Below are 17,648 nucleotides of genomic sequence, written 5' to 3' on the forward strand. Positions count from 1 at the left end.
TCTTCTGCTTTATCAATAAACATGCTTGAAGCCAAGGGAAGTATGCTGCTCGGGTTCAGCATGCTTGTTTTTATTTGAAAGTAGTAAAGAAACCCTTTTGTCGGCAAGTTCAACTTTGCTTAGTATCAGATTTTTAAACTCAGGAAACTCTGATTTGTCACCAACTAATATTGCCCCAACAAGTCTGTCATTCTGCACTATACATTTTTTGTAATACCTTTTGGATTTATCAATATATACAATTTCTTCAAATTCGTCTTCCTTTTTTCCCGGCACTTCTATCATTCCGATAGAGCAGATATCAAAGTTCGAAACAGTAAGTATATTAACTGGCAATGTTCCGGAATAAGACTTTGTTTCATCGCCATTCAGAAATCCTGCTACTACATCTGCCTGCTCTCCGGCTGCGGTAGAGCTTTCAAATAATGATTTTTCAAATTCTGCTACTTCGCCAATTGCAAATATAAAAGGGTTATTAGTTCTCAAATATTCATTAACTACAATTCCTCTGTTGCAATTTAATCCCGCTGACTGAGCAAGTTCAATATTAGGTTTGGTACCAATGGTATATACGAGAACATCGCAGCTAAGATCTTTTCCTGATTTTAATTTTACTCCCGTTATTTTATCTTTTCCCAAATGAGAAAGAACTTCATCATTGTAGTAAAAGCTAATGTTTCTTTCGGATAGTTCTTCATGCAAAAAACTGCTAGACGTTGAGTCTAACTGTTTGTTCATTAATCTTGATGATCTGTGTACAACAGAGACTTTTATAGATAGCTGAGTTAGCGCATCCGCCAGCTCAAGTCCCAATAAACCTCCACCTGCTATGACCACATTGCTTTCAGGAGAAATAGATCTTTTGAATTTATCTGCATCCTCTTTACTACGCATCGTAAATATTCCCTGGATTTTGGGTACCTCCCTGGGGAGAGCAGGTCTGCTGCCTGTAGCGAGGATTAAAACATCATAAGAGTGAATTTTACCTGTATGATCAATGACCACTTTATCACCAGGATCAATAGAAATGATATTTGTACTTTTATGAAGATATATTTTTGATGTGTTAAGCTCATCCTCATTGATCCTGATAAGATTATTCCATCTCTCTTTCCCGCTTATGTAGCCTGGAAGCATTATTCTGTTGTAAAAGAGATTTTTTTCTTTGCTGAAAATGTGAATTTCATCATCCGGATTCAATGCCCTGTATTTTCGTACAAATTGACTGGAACCTACTCCGGCACCTATAACTATTATCTTTTCTTTTTTCTTATTGTATTTCTTAACCTGAACGACTGAGAACCCTGTTTTAACTCCCATCTGGTCATCTTGAGAATGCATAGGAACAGATATGCTATCTAAATCTTTGATCAGGACTTTTCCCCACTGTAATGGAAGAAAAACAACACCTTTTTTAATATCTAATGAATATTGAGCTGTTACCTTCACTGACCCAGCTTCATTAAATACTTCTACAACATCTCCGTTCTTAATGCCCCTGTTCAAGGCATCTTCTTTATTGATTTCTAAAAGTGGTTTATCAGTATGAAGGTTAACTTTTACTAATTTACCAGTGCTGCTAAATGAGTGCCAATGATCTTGAGTCTGTCCGGATGTAAGGAGTAAAGGATAGTTCTGATTGAGTTCGTAGGGTAAATGGCCTTTTGCTACAGAATGAAAATTGGCTTTGCATGAGGCAGTGTTAAATATATGATCAGAGTATAAAATTTTAGTACTTTTTCCCGATGGTTCAAATGGCCATTGCATTGAACGATTTTGGTGAAGCAATTCAAAATTGATATTGCTGACATCAAAGATTGTTTGCTTTGTTATTCGACTATATTCGAGAAATATATCAGAAGGATTTTCGTACTTGAAAGGATCTGCAAATCCCATTTTTTCTGCAAACCGGGATATGATTGAAATACCTGGTATAGCTTCTCCCGGTGCATTGGTAAGTTTATGAGCCAGACTTATTCTTCTTCCCGGATTTGTTATAGTACCTTCTTTCTCAAGCCATCCTGCTGCTGGCAAAATAAGATCAGCAAATGGTACTGTTTCTGATTTTAAAGAAATGTCCTGTACGATCACAAACTTTGAATTCTTCAATGCGACTTCTATATTTCTTGCAGGGGGCAGGCTTACCAAAGGGTTTGTATTGATTATCCAGATAGCTTTGAGTTTTCCTGATAAAAGGTTGTCAAATAGTTCTGTGTCTGTGTATCCTCTTTTGTCGGAAATTGATGGCACTCCCCAGTATTTTGCAATCTCCTCTCTATGCTCTTGATTAATAATACTTCTATGACCAGGCAGAGAATCTGAGAGTCCTCCAGCTTCCGTACCTGTAATTATATGTGGTTGATCTGAAAGAGGAAACGGTCCACAACCTTCTTTTCCAATCTGGCCTGTTATCAGAGAAAGATTTATTAATGAGAGATTTTTGTTTAAATCCGTTGAATTCTGGTTATTCCCTGCAGGCAACATAGATATAAAGCTTTTGGCCTTACCTATATATTCAGCTGCAAGTATAATATCGATAACAGGAATATCACATATGGCAGAAGCCTCTTCAAGTGACTTCTCCATTGCTTTGTTTTTATACTCATTGAAACCTTCAGTGCGAAATTCTATGAATTCTTTATCTATAAGGTTATTTTCAATAAGGAACCTTCCTATAGCTCTGAATAGAATAATCTCAGTACCTGGTTTAAGCTGAAGGTGAATATCGGCTATAGCACATGACTCCGTTCTTCTGGAATCCGCAATGATTATTTTAACTTCGGGATTGCTGGCCTTGTATCTTTCCAGTCGTTTGAAGAGAATCGGATTTGATCTGAAAGGATTTGCATTGGTAATAAAAAAACAATCTGCAAGTTCAAGATCTTCGATAGAGCCGGGAATGGAATCCATTCCAAATACAAGTTTGTTTGCTGTAAATTCCGATTCCCCGCAGATAAGTGTGTTGGAATCTATATTGTTAGTTCCAAGAAAGCCTTTAACAAGTTTATCAATTAAATAATATTCTTCTGTAAGGCATTGTCCTGAAACATAAAAGCCTACTGAGTCCGGGCCGTATTTGGAGATGAAAGTTTTGAAAACTGCAGCTGCTCTGTTCAGAGCTGTATCCCAGGTTACCCTTTGTCTGGGCATATTCCTGTTCCACCTCATTTCAGGATATAATATTCTGTCACTATGGTCAGATACCTTACTCTGGAGGGTAACTCCTTTAGAGCATAATATTCCTTTGTTTACCGGATGGTCCTGGTCACCTGTAACTGTGATTTTGCCTGGGTTATCTTTTTGAATGATAACTCCACAACCTAAACCACAATAGTTACAGGTTGTTTTTGATATATTTTTTTTGGGAAACATCCGGCTTTTATAATAACAAATAAGACTGCAGACATAATTGCCTGCAGCTTATTTGAACTAACCTTTACATTAACCTTGAACAAGGTTCTATTCTTCAAATTTGACTCCCTCATCTTCAATTGAAAACTTATCTACCAACAAGTTAAGGAGTCGTTCCCTAATGGTTTTATACTCAGGTAAATTTACGATATCTTTTTTGTTTCTTGGTCTTGGCAAATCAACTATTTCAATTTCTTTAATAGTTGCTGCCGGTCCATTATTTAAAACAACAATTCTATCGGACAAGAAGATCGCTTCTTCGATATCGTGAGTAACCATTATAATAGTTTTGTTCCGGTTGTCCAGATTCCATAGTTTTAAAAGCTCTACGTGCATAGTTCCTTTGGTTAGTGCATCCAGAGCGCCAAAGGGCTCATCAAGGAGCAGGACGCTTGGGTTTATGGCAAATGCTCTTGCTATAGCTACTCGTTGTTTCATTCCTCCTGAAAGTTGTTTGGGAAGCTTGTCTTTATGAGGAGTGAGGTTTACCATTTCAAGATGTTTTTCAACAGTCAAGTGTTTTTCATCTGTTGAAATATTTTGTATACAAGAATCAACAGCTTCATATATATTTTGGTAAACGGTAAGCCAGGGTAAAAGAGAATAGTTCTGGAAAACTATTCCTCTGTCAGGGCCTGCACCGGTTACTTTTTTACCATTAACGATAACTTCTCCATTACTTGGCTTTACCATTCCGCTTATAGTGCTCATCAGAGTGGACTTTCCGCAACCTGAATGACCTATGAGTGAGATAATTTCACCTTTTCGGATGTCAAGATTTATATCTTTTACAGCTATGTATTCCCCTTTGGGAGTCGGGAAGCTTACTGTAATATTTTTTATATCAATGCTTACAGGACGAAGCAGAATATTCTCTTTTACTTTATCTTCTGAAAGTATATTTGTATTAGCCATCATAAGAGTATCTGGTTTGGAGTGATTTAAAACTTTTGTCAAGAACGAAGCCCACAAGGCCTATTATTAATATTGCAGAAAAAACTTTTTCAAGACTTAATGCATTCCAGCTATCCCACACAAAGAATCCGATGCCAACTCCCCCTGAAAGCATTTCTGCTGCTACAATTACCATCCAGGCAATACCTACACTTAGTCTTAATCCTGTTATGATGTGAGGAAGTGTAAAAGGAAGTAATACTTTGGTAATATATTTGAAATTGGAAAATCCGAATGCTTTGGCGACGTTTTTATGATCCTGCGGAATTGTTGATACTCCAAAGGCTGTATTAATCAAAGTGGGCCAGAGTGATGTAATGATAATTACGAACACTGTTGATGTCTGAGCAGACTGAAATGCAACAAGTCCAATCGGGAACCAGGCCAGAGGAGATACAGGTCTTAGTACCTGTACCATTGGATTGAGAAGATTCATTCCAATTGTACTTGAACCCATAATAAGTCCTAATGGAATTGCTATAAGAGAACCTATTATAAATCCTTTGGTAACTCTCTCTAATGAGCTCAGTAATTGGTTTCCTATTCCTTTGTCATTTGGTCCATGGTCAAAAAAAGGATGACTTACAAGGTCATAAAATACAGAGAACGTTTGTGTTGGTCCAGGAAGCTCTCCGTCTGTCGAAAGGCTTGAGATGTGCCAGATGATCAACATGAATGACATTCCCAGAAGGAAATATAAAAACCTTCCTGTTCTGTAGGTGACGACTTTCAAAGCCGCTATTCCTAATTGTTGATTGGACTTGTCCATTTTAATGCTATTTAGTAAAGGTTAATGTTGTTTTATTTTTTACATATTTTTAAATACGCTTCCGGATTAGAAGGGTCAAACACTGTTTTATCAAAGGTCATTGAAAAGGGTTTCATATCATCTGAAGGTATTGGAATCTTCATCTCAGAAGCAACTTCCTTATAAAGATCCTGGAGGATAAGCTTGTCAGCTATTGCTTTATAGTCAGGCGCTTCATCAAGCATTCCAAATCTAACATACTGTGCCATAAACCATATGCCATATGCTTTTCTCGGGTAATTTACAAAACCATCTTTGTGGAAAAACATATAGTCTTTATATACTTCCTGGCCCTGATCGCAGCCCAAATCATAGATTCCTGCAAGTCTGTTGTCTATAACATCTGAAGCAGCGTTTACATAACTTGCTTTTCCGATTATTGGCGCAGATTGTTTTCTGTTTCCGGCTTTGTCAAGAAGTTTACAAGCTTCCAAAATTGCCATCATTACTTTTTTCAATTCTTCACGACGCTCTTCGGAAAATTTTTTGTTTACAACAAGTGCTTTTTCAGGATGATCTTTCCACATATCCTGAGTTGCTATCTGAGTGAATCCAACACCTTGCTTTACTGCTACTCCATTCCACGGCTCACCGACACAGAATGCATCCATATTGCCAACTTTCATGTTAGCCACCATTTGTGGAGGAGGGATGGTTATCTGCTTAACCGATTTTTGATTCACTCCTGCCATTGCCAGCCAGTTTCTCATCCAGATGTCGTGTGTTCCGCCAGGGAAGGTAGCTGCTACAATTACTTCTTTATTTTTGGCCTTTTCTGTAATAGCTGGGCTGATTTTGTTTACCTGTTTGAAACCAACCTTTCCACAGAATTCTTTAGAAAGTGTGATAGCCTGACCGTTTACGTTCAGCATCATGGCTATTTTCATTTCAGACCCCGCTTTGCCTCCTATACCGGTATATACAGAGAAGGGCATCCCAAACAGACAATGTGCACCATCCAGCTCTCCTGTTAATATCTTATCTCTCACATTTGCCCAAGAAGCTTCTTTTGAAACTTCTACTTCCACTCCATATTTTTTAAATAGACCGTATTCTTTTGCCATAACAATAGGAGAGCAGTCTGTAAGGGGGATAAAGCCTAATCTGATTACAGAATGTTTTTCTTTTGGCTCAGAAGCAGGGGCATTTGTCACTGAAGGGAGTGTGAACAATACTATAGCAAGAAGGAGTGCTACGCCTAGTTTATTTAGTAGTTTTTTCATAAAGGTCTTTGTTTAGTAAGGTTGGTTATTTCGGTTGGTTCAATGTGTCTACATCTTTTCTAAGTCCATCTACTGATTTTACAAGTGATGCTAATTTGTCATTGATTTGACCTAATAAGTCTGGTCTTATGGTAATCATCAGATATGCCCAGTTGCCGTTGTTTCTTTTGTTGATATAGGGTGCGTTTGCTGTTGCTGCTATTGCGCCCTGGTTTCCGCCTCTCTTTAATCTGTCCAGGGTATTTGTGCCTAACATAAGGCTATAGCCTGCCTCGATTCCGATTTGTTTTGTGAAGTTGTAGTTTATTATAAAGTCAAACTCAGTACCTAACCTAGTGTCAAGGGTTTGTCCTGGTGTGGTTTCGTCAGCTACTTTGTTCCCCGCATAGAATTCGTGAATATCAAGACTTAGAAGTAAATTATCTTTTAGTTTGTATCTGCTTTTCAGATATAGATCTATTAAGCCAGGATTCCGTGTTACATTGCCCTGTACCCCATATGCATCGGCAACATAGAAATAGTCCATGTATCCCCAGAATTTATGAGGTGTGCCATAGAGCGGGTCAAATCTGCGGTTAACTTCTCCGCTTTTGGTAGTGTTATTGCCTGAAAGATAGTCCCCACCAAGTCCTAAGCTTAACTTTCTGTCAATAGCAAACAAGGTGGATAGGGATGCCATATAAGCATCCATTTTATTTCCAAGTTTGTCTTTATTTCCCTGATAAAAGAATGAGCCATCTATTTTGTGTTTTCTCATCAGAGTTCCGAATATATTAGCTCCTACAGTTACACGACTATAAGTGCCTTTCGCAAATTTTCCACCTGCAATAGGTTTTTGAAAATCATCTTTAAATAGGAGGAACGTTGCTTTTGAAAAGCCTATTTCTTTTGATACATACAAGAATTGCATGCTTTTATACATAGTACCTATGAAGTTGGTACCAGCAGGAGCAGCTACGTTTGTGCTGTCTGTTGCAATCTGAGTTCCCGGTACACCATAGTATATGTTTCCTGTATTTTTTAATTCCCTTTGTTGGTTAAATGCCCCTCCAATATCTGCAGACCATGTGCCTTTAGCAAACTTTAATACTGCTGCATCATGTCTTCTGCCTTGCTGAAGCCAGTTTAAGCTCCCTAATAAACGTTCGTCGTCATAAACAAGCTCTTGTCTGCCTAGCTTTAATGATACGTTTTTAAAGCTTTTAAAAAGTGTTGTGTCGTTAAATACAATTTCCCCCCAGGCTTCATGCAGGAAAAGTTTATTTCCGTCAATATTTGAGATTGTAGAAGCGTCTTGTCCCCAAACTCTTATATCCTGGATGGAAGTAAAGAGTCTTAACTTATCCATTCCGTAGCCAATGTTCAGGCGAGTTCTTTGTGATGTAAAAATAGACGGCGTCTGATGCGGAAGTGGTAAGGTGCCCTGCCCGTCCCGAAATTCTGTACGGGTTCTTAATTGAGCATTAATAAGTAACTGAGAAAATCCTTCCTTCTCAAGTGCAAACAGGCATAAAATGAGAAGCAAAAGCGCTTTATGTGTAAATCTTTTTTTCATATTCCAGGGATTTAAAGACATTTTAAGATTAATAATTGCTTGTTTGGGCTTTCTTACGTCAGGTTAGTTTTTTTGGGGTAAAGACTGTGTTTTTTGAGGACCTCCTTTCTGTTTGTTGAAGTACTAGATCAAATGTATGTAATAATATCAATACTAATAAGTAAAAATACGTAAATGTTACGTAAAGTGTGAAAGTTCTTTTTTTAATAAAATGACAGATAAAAAAAGTTATATTTTTATGTGTGTTTGTTGATATAATGTAAAAAATAAAGGTTTGTTTTGGTTATTATGTATATTTTATCGAATTATATGTTTGTAAAAATACCTTGTTTTTATTTTTTATGTAAAAAAAAGGATAAAATAGGTTAAAAATTGAAGTTGCTGTTGTTTAGGCTTTGAAATTGGATTTAACCAAGGGTGCTTTTATGATATTTTAATCGAAAAAATGGACTTAAAAATTGAATTTTTTTTTGTTTATGTATAGTCTGTAAAATAAAAATGCCCCTGAATTTAAGGGGCATTTTTACTATTTGAATATACTTTTTTCTCAGACTATATTGTTTTCTAAAGCGAGTTTTACAAGTTCTGCAGCATTTTTTACCTTTAGTTTTTTCATGATATTGAATCTGTGAGTTTCAATTGTTCTGATGCTTATTGTAAAGCTATCTGCAATTTCTCTATTGCTGTTTCCATTGATTATCATTTTTAAAATACCTTTTTCACGTTTTGTCAGGCCAAAATTGTCAGAATCGTCATCAGGAGCAGATCCCTTTTTGATTTTTTGTAAGTATCCTTCTGCTATAATACTTGAAACAGGGGTGCTAAAATATTTATCTCCTTTATAAATAGTTGTTATCGCTTTTATAAATTCTTCTTTTCCTGTGTCTTTTAAAAGATACCCGAAGGCTCCTGATTCTATGGATTTTAAAATGTAATCCTCATTGTCGTGCATGGAGAGGACAAGAGTTTTAGTATTGGGATAACGATCAGAAATTATACCTGTAGCTTCGATACCATTCATTTCGGGCATTGAAATGTCCATTACTACAACATCTGGTGTTAGTTTTTTTACCTGTTCAATTGCTTCAACTCCGTTTGAAGCTTCTCCGACTATTTTTATATTTTTCTCACTGCTTAGAGTGGCTTTAATGCCGTCTCTTACAATGCCATGGTCATCAACTAATAAAACTTTTATCATATTCCTAAGCGTTTACTATAGGTACTTTTATCATTATTTTAGTGCCTTTGCCAATTCCTGTTTCAATTCTGAATTCGCCATTAATTAGGCTGGTTCTTTCCTGGATGTTTACTATTCCATTTCCGGAGCTTACAGATCTTACTTTAGAGTCAAGATAGGAAGAGTTGAAGCCTTTTCCATTATCTGATATGCAAATGGTGAGGTAAGTGTCTGAATTTGATACGAAAATTATTACTTCATCTGCTTCAGCATATTTAATCGCATTGTTTAATGCTTCCTGTATAATTCTGTAAATATTGATTTCTACTGTTTTATTTAATCTTTGAATATTGGATTTATTTTCGAAAACCACATCTATGTCAGAGCTTTTGGAAACTTGTTCGCTGAGGTTTTTCAGAGCAGGTATTATGCCAAAGTCACTTAGAACGCTGGGCATTAGGTTGAAGGAGATTCTTCTGACTTCGACGATGGTTTCATAAAGCATATTTTTAATTTCGGTTAACCTTGATTTCTCATTTTTGGAAGCTGCGCCTTTTAGGCCTTCTATATTGAACTTTAATGCTGTCAGCTTTTGACCCAGTCCATCGTGTAGTTCTCTGGCTATTTTTTTTCGTTCTTTCTCTTGTCCCTCGATTATTGAAGATGTCCTGATTTTTTGTTCGTTTATGCTTTGTTTGAATTTCTGGGTAATGTCCGTATATATGGCAATATAACTTGAGGGGCTTCCGTCATTGCTTAAAACAGGTACAATAGTAGTGTCCAGCCAGAAATAGCTTCCGTCTTTGGCTTTGTTCTTGATCTCGTCATTCCATAATTTTCCGCTGGATATGGTCTCCCACATTCTGTCAAAAAATTGTTTAGAATGATAATGGCCACTGATCATATGAAATCGGTTTCCTAATAGTTCTTCTCTCTTATATTTTGAAATTTCGCTAAATTTATCATTTACATACGTAATGATACCATATTTATCAGTTTTTGCTACAATTGATGCATGGTCAAGGGCAAAATGAATGTCTTTTAGGTCTCGGATTGATCTTTCCAGAGATTTATTGGCAATGATGAGTTTATTTGCAAGATCAGATGCTTTTTCTTCGGAGAGGATTAATTCTCTTATGGTTAATTTTATTTTTAGTACTGAAGGTCTGAATATGAATAAGCCTTCAAATATGAGTATAATTAGAGTGATAATAAGTAAGATGTGTTCTATTTTTCTTAAAAGGGCCATTTTTTTTTGAGCTTCGACATCATATTGATGTACAATTTCGTCCATGCCGTTCAAAAATGTTCTTTCGTTGCTCAGTATTCTCTGAATGGCAGCATCTGTTTTGATTTTATTGGCTTCTGTAGGATTTTCCTTTACATTGATTATGGTGAGAGCTCCATTTAATACACTGTAAAAATTCTGGTCGATAGCATCATACATTTCTTCGATTTGAGAGCTGTTGTTTCCCGGTAGATTGAGGTCCTTGTTGCCGTATCGAAGTCCCATATGGTTTTTCTCCCAGTATTCTAAGAGGTCTTTAAGTTCCTTTATTTTGTTTTTATATTCAATATGTTCTAGACCTGCATATAAAATAAGACATAGTTTGACAATTTCCTGACTTTTAAAACGCTGCTTTCCTGCAAGGTTTACAACATGTGAGTCTGAAATCTGGCTATTTATGGATGATTGTATTAGAAATTGGCCGGTAAGGGTTAAAAATGCAACCGCTGTAAGGGCGAAAATATACATTCGGGTTAGATTGTGTCCCGTTTTTTCATCAAGAACCTCTTGTTTGGCTTTCACGCGATTACTTAAAATATAAATTTAATAAGATACTCAGTTAATTCAAAGTATTTAAGATATTATACGTAGATAGATACTTATTTTAGTATAAGTGGTTATTTTTTTATAATATCTTTAAATTTTAACTTACTTTTTTTAGTAAAGTAAATTTTTGTTAAAAACATGTTTGATTTTTATATGTATATAGATAAAAATACTAAAAGTATTTGGAAATGGTATTTAATTGAGTGGTTGTGTTGTTTTAAAAAGAATTTTACGTATTTGTTGTGAATTTGTAAGTAAAAATACTTAGTTGTATTTTTTTTTGTATATATTTGATTTAAGTGAATTACTTCTGGCAACCTTACTAAATAAATTTATGAAGAAGCTAAACAATCTTGTTATCGTCGGAAATGGAATGGTTGGATATAAAATGTGTGAAAAGCTCATTGAAAAGAAGGTGCAGGAAGAATACAATATAATTGTGTTCGGAGGAGAGTCAAGACCAGCTTATGATAGAGTACATCTTTCGGAATATTTTTCTGGTAAATCTGCAGAGGATCTTTTAATGGCTCCTGCAGACTGGTATAATGAAAATGGCATTACCCTATATTTAAATGACCCTGTTGTAAAAATTGACAGGGAGAAAAAAGAAGTAATTTCCTTTAAGGGTATGTCTGTTTCTTATTCTAAACTTGTGCTTGCAACAGGATCAAGCTGTTTCATTCCATCTATACCTGGTATTGAAAAAGAAGGAGTAATTGCTTACAGAACTATTGAAGATCTTGATGATATAAAATCTTATGCTGCTAAGTCTAAAAAAGGAGTAGTCATAGGTGGGGGACTTCTTGGGCTAGAGGCTGCCAAAGCATTGATGGATCTTGGACTTGAGACACACGTTGTGGAGTTTGCTCCAAGGCTTATGCCAAGGCAGCTGGACGAAATGGGTGCCATTATTCTTAAAGAGAAAATTGAATCTCTAAACATTATCATACATCTTAATAAGAATACTCAATCTATTGATGGAGAAGGAAAAGTTGCAAAGATGGTTTTTGCAGATGGAAGTGAGTTGGAGACTGATATGATTGTAGTTTCTGCTGGTATTAAACCTCGTGACGAACTTGCCAGAGAGTCTGGTTTGGAGGTAGGACCAAGAGGAGGTATTGTAGTAAATGACTTGCTTCAGACATCTGATCCTGATATTTATTCCATAGGTGAGTCTGCATTATATAAAGGTATGATTTATGGTTTGGTTGCTCCAGGTTACGAGATGGCGGATGTTGTAGCTAATTCACTTGCAGGTGGATCAAAAACCTTTGCTCCATATGATATGTCCACAAAGCTTAAGCTGATAGGGGTAGATGTAGCCAGCTTCGGAGATCCTTTCTGCACAGAGCAGGAACATCAGCATATTGTGTTTGAAGATAGGACGAAAGGAATCTACAAAAGAGTAAATATTTCAACCTGTGGTAACTATCTGCTTGGTGGGGTTCTTGTTGGTGATGCTAAGGATTACAATATGCTATTGCAGACTTATAAGAATTCTATAATATTACCTCCAACTCCTGAAGATCTTATTCTGGGACCCAGGGGAGGGTCGGAGTCTGCAGGTAGTGGGGTTCTGAGTCTTCCTGATGCTGCTTTAATCTGTTCCTGTGAAAATGTTACTAAAGGAGATATTTGTTCTGCTGTAACTTACAACAATCTTGAGGATGTTGCAGGTATAAAAAAATGTACCAAAGCCGGAACAGGTTGTGGTGGTTGCGTTCCTATGCTGAACGACCTGCTGACTGCTACACTCAAAGCTTCAGGAAAGGAAGTAAATAAAGTTTTATGTGAACATTTTGGTTACTCAAGGCAAGAGGTGTTGGCAATCATCAAATCAACAGGGATTAAAACTTATGATGAGTTGCTGATGAAGTATGGAAACGGGGATGGTTGTGAGGTTTGTAAGCCTGCTGTAGCCTCCATGTTTGCAAGTACTTGGAATGAAATGATCCTGAAGCAGGATACAATTCAGGATACTAATGACAGATATCTTGCAAATATTCAGAAAGGAGGAACTTATTCTGTAGTGCCAAGAATACCTGGTGGTGAGATCACTCCTGAAAAATTGATAGCTATCGGAGTCATAGCTAAGAAATATGATTTGTATTGTAAGATTACAGGTGGACAAAGAATTGACCTCTTTGGGGCACGTGTAGATGAATTACCTCTTATCTGGGAAGAGTTGATAGAAGTAGGTTTTGAAAGCGGCCATGCTTATGGAAAATCACTAAGGACAGTTAAAAGCTGCGTAGGTTCTACATGGTGCAGATTTGGTCTACATGATTCTGTAACATTTGCAATAGAAATAGAAGAACGTTATAAGGGGCTAAGAGCTCCTCATAAGTTAAAGAGTGCTGTTTCCGGCTGTGTACGTGAATGTGCAGAAGCACAGGGAAAAGACTTTGGTATCATTGCTACGGATAAGGGATGGAACTTATATGTGTGCGGTAATGGTGGAGCAAAACCTCAGCATGCGAAACTGCTGGCTTCCGATATTGATAAAGAAACTTGTATTAAATACATAGACAGGTTCCTTATGTTTTACATACGCACTGCTGAACCATTGAACAGGACATCAACTTGGTTAAATAAACTTGATGGTGGTATGGAATTTCTGAAAGATGTGATCGTGAATGATTCCCTTGGCCTTGGAGAGCAGTTGGAAAAGGAAATGCAGTATATGGTGGATACTTACAAATGCGAATGGAAAGATGTTGTGGAAGATCCTTTAAAGAGAAAGAGATTTACCCACTTTGTTAACTCTTCGATAGCTGATCCTACCATTAAATTCCAGGCTATGAGAGATCAGAAGAAGCCGGTAGAATGGGGGGCGTAGTAGAGTCGTAAGTTATAAGTTATAAGTTATAAGTTTTAAGTTGAAAGCTTAAAGTTAAAAGTTCAGAGGATATTAAAGTCACTCTCCTTCAGAGAGGGATTTAGGTGAGGTCATCTAAATTATAAAGAAGAATTAAGAATAAGTTTTCTCCTAAAATACTAACAGCTCAATTATCTAAATATTATTATTATGCAAGCAACTTCAGTAGAAACTACAAAATGGGTAATGGTGGCGAAAGAGGAGGATGTTCCGGCAAATGGTGGGGCGTGCGTGATATATAAAAATGAGCAGATTGCTATATTTAATTTTAAAAAAAGAAATGAATGGTATGCAGCTCAGAATATGTGTCCGCACAAAAAACAAATGATCCTGTCAAGAGGAATGATTGGAGATAAAGAATGTGAGCCTAAAGTTGCATGTCCCTACCATAAGAAAAACTTCTCTCTAAAGACAGGGGAAAACCTTAATGGAGAAGAATACAGCATTAAAACATATCCTATTAAAGTTGAAGCCGGAAATGTGTATATTGGAGGTTTGGAATAACAAACTTCAGCTATAACATTTATGAGAGATATAACAGGAAAGCAAATTTCCCTTAGAACAGCCAAAGGTATGGGAGCTGTTCTTTGTGCCAAGGAGATTGTTGAACTGATTAAAAATGATAAACTACCGAAAGGAAATCTTTTTGATGTCGCCAGAGCTGCCGCTTTTCTTGCAGCAAAAAATACCCAGAACCTGATTCCGCATTGTCACCCTGTTTCCATTGATGGGCTAAATATATCCTACAAGTTTATTGATGAACTCACTGAAGAAGATGATCCTGAAGGAAAACTTAAGGATCAGTCGGGTGTGGTTATCTTTGCCGAAGGTAAATCTATCGGAAGAACTGGTATAGAAATGGAAGTACTGACTGCTGTATCAATAGCTGCACTTACTATTTATGACTTGTTAAAGCCATTGGGTAATAAAAGCATAGAAATATCTTCTGTAAAACTCCTTGATAAAACCGGCGGTAAGTCAGACAGGGCTAAGTTTTCTAAAAGACCACATCAGGCTGCCATACTGGTATGCTCAGATTCCACCGCCGCAGGTACAAGAAAAGACAGCTCAGGATTAAAAATTAAAGAAATGCTGGAGCTGCATAATACAGAAGTTGTAGATTATCAGATTATTCCTGATGAAGAGGAGATGATTCAAAAGCAGATCAAAGATTGGGTAAAGCAGGATATCGCCTTTATATTTACTACAGGTGGAACCGGCCTCGGACCAAGGGATCATACAGTGGATGCTGTGCAGAAAATCATTGAAAGAGACGCTCCCGGTATAGCTGAGTCTATGCGCGTATATGGAGGTATGAGAACCCCTTTGGCAATGATGTCCAGATCTATTGCAGGTTCAATCGGAGGTACAATGATCGTTACTTTGCCAGGAAGTACTAATGGAGTGAAGGAATCTCTGGAAGCTATATTACCTGCTGTTTTTCATGCCAAAAGTATGCTTCGCGGAGGCGCACACTAACTTTATCTTATGCTAACAGTTAATGAGGCCAGAAATCTGATATTGAAACAAGCGAGACCATTCGGTGTTGAAACTATATTACTTTCCGAATCATATGATCGGATTCTTGCAGAGGATATTTATGCAGACCGAGATTATCCTCCATTTAACCGCTCTGCCATGGATGGCTATGCTCTCAGGTTTAAAGATATAGAAAAAAATAAAGAATTCAGACTTGTAGGAGAGATGCTTGCCGGAGGCCTTATTAAATCATTGAAAGAGGTGGGGTCATGTATTAAGATAATGACAGGAGCTCCTGTACCGGAAGGCGCAGATCTTGTCATCCGTGTAGAGGATTCTGAATTGAAAGATGGTATGGTGAAATTTAAATCTCTTCCATACAGGATCTGGCAGAACATAGCTATAAAAGGCGAAGACGCTAAATCAGGAGAAATGGTATTGCATCAGTCAACTATTATTAATGCAAGTACCTCCGGACTTTTAGCTTCACTGGGAAGAAATAATGTTAGAGTTTATTCTTTGCCAAAGGTATCTATTATATCTACAGGTAATGAAATAAAAGCAGTTGAAGATTCTGTATTGCCTCATCAGATCAGAGATAGCAACTCTTATACCATCGCTTCATTTTTTCAGCATTACAATATTGATATAGCATCAAGAAAACTAGTGTCAGATCGTAGGGAAGAGATTAAGAGTGCTATTGAAAGCTTAAAGAATATGGATATTCTTATTCTTTCCGGCGGTGTTTCAATGGGGGATGCGGATTTTGTTCCGGAAGTTCTTACCGAATGCGGCGTTAAGGCAGTATTTCACAAAGTTCAGATAAAACCTGGGAAACCTCTTTGGTTTGGCGTCCGAGACAATAAAACAGTTGTGTTTGCATTGCCAGGAAATCCTGTTTCTTGTCAGGTTTCATTTAAGGTATTCATAGAACCCTTTCTCAGAGCTTGTTTCGGGCTGCCTCCTTGTCAGACAATAAAGCTGCCTTTAACCAGTATCAGGAAGAAAAAAAGCACCTTTGAAGAATATTTTCCATGCACTCTTGGGCTATTTGGATCGCAAACAGGTCTTCATCAAATTAAAAATAATGGCAGTGGTGATTTCACATCCATTACTCGTTCTTCCGGCCTTGCGATACACCCAGCAGAAGTTGAAGAGCTTAAAGAGGGGGATTTCGTTGAATTTATACCATGGAGAGGTATTTGAAGGTTAAGGTTAAAATTAAACTAAGTTTTAGTATCCCAGGATGAAGCTTTTTTAATTATTATAATTTTATTGTGATTGATTTTCAGCGTTCTTTTAGCTTAAGTTTTTTTTTCTTTTTTCTAATTTATTGGATATTGAAATTTCAACTAACATCTGTAATTCCAAATGTTTATCTACCTTTTTTTACTTTATTCTGAATGAAACATGCTGTAAAATAAGGTGATACATTGAAGTGGTTTACTAAAGATCATATCAAGTACCATGGTGTTGTTCCCCTCCTGAAACCCTTTAGATATTTTCAATTAAAGTACTTACTTTTGAATTGATTTAAGTCTTATAAATAGTATGAAAAAAGTTTATTTGTTAACCCTCTTGGTTTTGTTTCTTGGAAGTACAAGGGCTTTATCGCAAAGCAAAGGAGATATACACTGGTCATTTAGATTAGCACCAGGCTTGAATGTAGCAACAATAAAAGATCCCGATCCTACGCCATCTGGGGTTCGTTATGTAGCAGATGGTTCAACTACAAAAGAGGGCAATGTCGGGGGCATAAGTCTGGGTGCCAACCTTGAATATTTTTTAAATGAAAATTTCGCCTTTACTCCTGGTCTTTGGTTTACTACCAAAAATATTTTTATCAGAAATACAGATGGTTACTATTCAGGTGTCTCCAAATACAACCTTGTTTACATGCAGGTACCATTGATTGGGAAGTATTATTCAAAAGAAATTATTGATAATTTAAAACTGGTATTTGCTTTTGGCCCTACTCTTGATTTTAAACTTTCTGAAAATGTAAATGGTGGAGATGGTGCTCATTATTGGAATCTGGCTAAAAATGAATTTTGGGATGATCCTTCTCGTGGAAGAAACGGGGACAATAGACCACAAAGTTTGTTTAATCCTTTTGATCTTGGCTTGTTCTTTAGCGCCGGAGCAGATTATGCTCTAAATGACAAAATTAGTTTATATGCCGGATTAAGCCTGAACAAAGGGTTTATAAATATGATTCACCCACATTTAAAATTTAATGATCCTTATAGAACAAAAGTCAATTCAAGTGTTAAGATAAGAAGTAATATACTTGCTTTGGACTTTGGTGTTAAATTTTAAATATTATTAT

Annotated in this window: 12 protein-coding genes; 5 read left to right on the forward strand and 7 right to left on the reverse strand. The window is 36.7% G+C overall.

Annotated features, from left to right (window positions below):
* Positions 1-12: 12 nt before the first annotated feature.
* The 7 genes from MYP_RS00700 to MYP_RS00730 form a co-directional block, all read right to left on the reverse strand.
* Positions 13-3,372, reverse strand: coding sequence for an FAD-dependent oxidoreductase (locus MYP_RS00700; protein ID WP_052429851.1), 3,360 nt, complete (start codon positions 3,370-3,372; stop codon positions 13-15).
* A gap of 87 nt (positions 3,373-3,459) precedes the next feature.
* Positions 3,460-4,329 (reverse strand): ABC transporter ATP-binding protein, encoded by an 870-nt coding sequence (locus tag MYP_RS00705; RefSeq protein WP_231569985.1) that lies wholly within the window; start codon positions 4,327-4,329, stop codon positions 3,460-3,462.
* On the reverse strand, positions 4,319-5,134 hold the full coding sequence (gene ntrB / locus MYP_RS00710; RefSeq protein ID WP_081990361.1) for a nitrate ABC transporter permease: 816 nt from the start codon (positions 5,132-5,134) through the stop codon (positions 4,319-4,321). Before ntrB ends, MYP_RS00705 begins: the two co-directional genes overlap by 11 nt.
* 32 nt (positions 5,135-5,166) lie before the next feature.
* Positions 5,167-6,396, reverse strand: coding sequence for a CmpA/NrtA family ABC transporter substrate-binding protein (locus MYP_RS00715; protein ID WP_045457109.1), 1,230 nt, complete (start codon positions 6,394-6,396; stop codon positions 5,167-5,169).
* Between the two features lie 25 nt (positions 6,397-6,421).
* Positions 6,422-7,951, reverse strand: a complete 1,530-nt coding sequence (locus MYP_RS00720; protein WP_052429852.1) for an alginate export family protein — start codon at positions 7,949-7,951, stop codon at positions 6,422-6,424.
* 547 nt (positions 7,952-8,498) lie between these two features.
* A complete protein-coding gene (locus tag MYP_RS00725) occupies positions 8,499-9,149 on the reverse strand; it encodes a response regulator (RefSeq protein ID WP_045457111.1) in 651 nt (216 codons plus the stop codon).
* A gap of 4 nt (positions 9,150-9,153) precedes the next feature.
* Positions 9,154-10,938 (reverse strand): sensor histidine kinase, encoded by a 1,785-nt coding sequence (locus MYP_RS00730; protein WP_045457113.1) that lies wholly within the window; start codon positions 10,936-10,938, stop codon positions 9,154-9,156.
* 358 nt (positions 10,939-11,296) lie between these two features.
* Between MYP_RS00730 and nirB the strand changes: the two genes are divergently transcribed.
* The 5 genes from nirB (at position 11,297) to MYP_RS00755 (ending at position 17,638) form a co-directional block, all read left to right on the forward strand.
* The gene (nirB, locus tag MYP_RS00735; protein WP_045458939.1) at positions 11,297-13,801 is read left to right on the forward strand and encodes a nitrite reductase large subunit NirB; all 2,505 of its coding nucleotides are present in this window, start codon (positions 11,297-11,299) and stop codon (positions 13,799-13,801) included.
* Positions 13,802-13,990: 189 nt separating this feature from the next.
* Entirely contained in the window at positions 13,991-14,344 is a 354-nt protein-coding gene (gene nirD, locus MYP_RS00740) for a nitrite reductase small subunit NirD (protein WP_045457115.1), read from the forward strand.
* A 21-nt stretch (positions 14,345-14,365) separates the two neighbouring features.
* The gene (gene moaCB / locus MYP_RS00745) at positions 14,366-15,319 is read left to right on the forward strand and encodes a bifunctional molybdenum cofactor biosynthesis protein MoaC/MoaB (protein WP_045457117.1); all 954 of its coding nucleotides are present in this window, start codon (positions 14,366-14,368) and stop codon (positions 15,317-15,319) included.
* Between the two features lie 9 nt (positions 15,320-15,328).
* Positions 15,329-16,525, forward strand: coding sequence for a molybdopterin molybdotransferase MoeA (locus MYP_RS00750; RefSeq protein ID WP_045457119.1), 1,197 nt, complete (start codon positions 15,329-15,331; stop codon positions 16,523-16,525).
* A gap of 345 nt (positions 16,526-16,870) precedes the next feature.
* Entirely contained in the window at positions 16,871-17,638 is a 768-nt protein-coding gene (locus MYP_RS00755) for a porin family protein (RefSeq protein ID WP_045457122.1), read from the forward strand.
* Positions 17,639-17,648: the final 10 nt, after the last annotated feature.

It is taken from the genome of Sporocytophaga myxococcoides, assembly GCF_000775915.1.
Lineage (GTDB): Bacteria > Bacteroidota > Bacteroidia > Cytophagales > Cytophagaceae > Sporocytophaga > Sporocytophaga myxococcoides_A.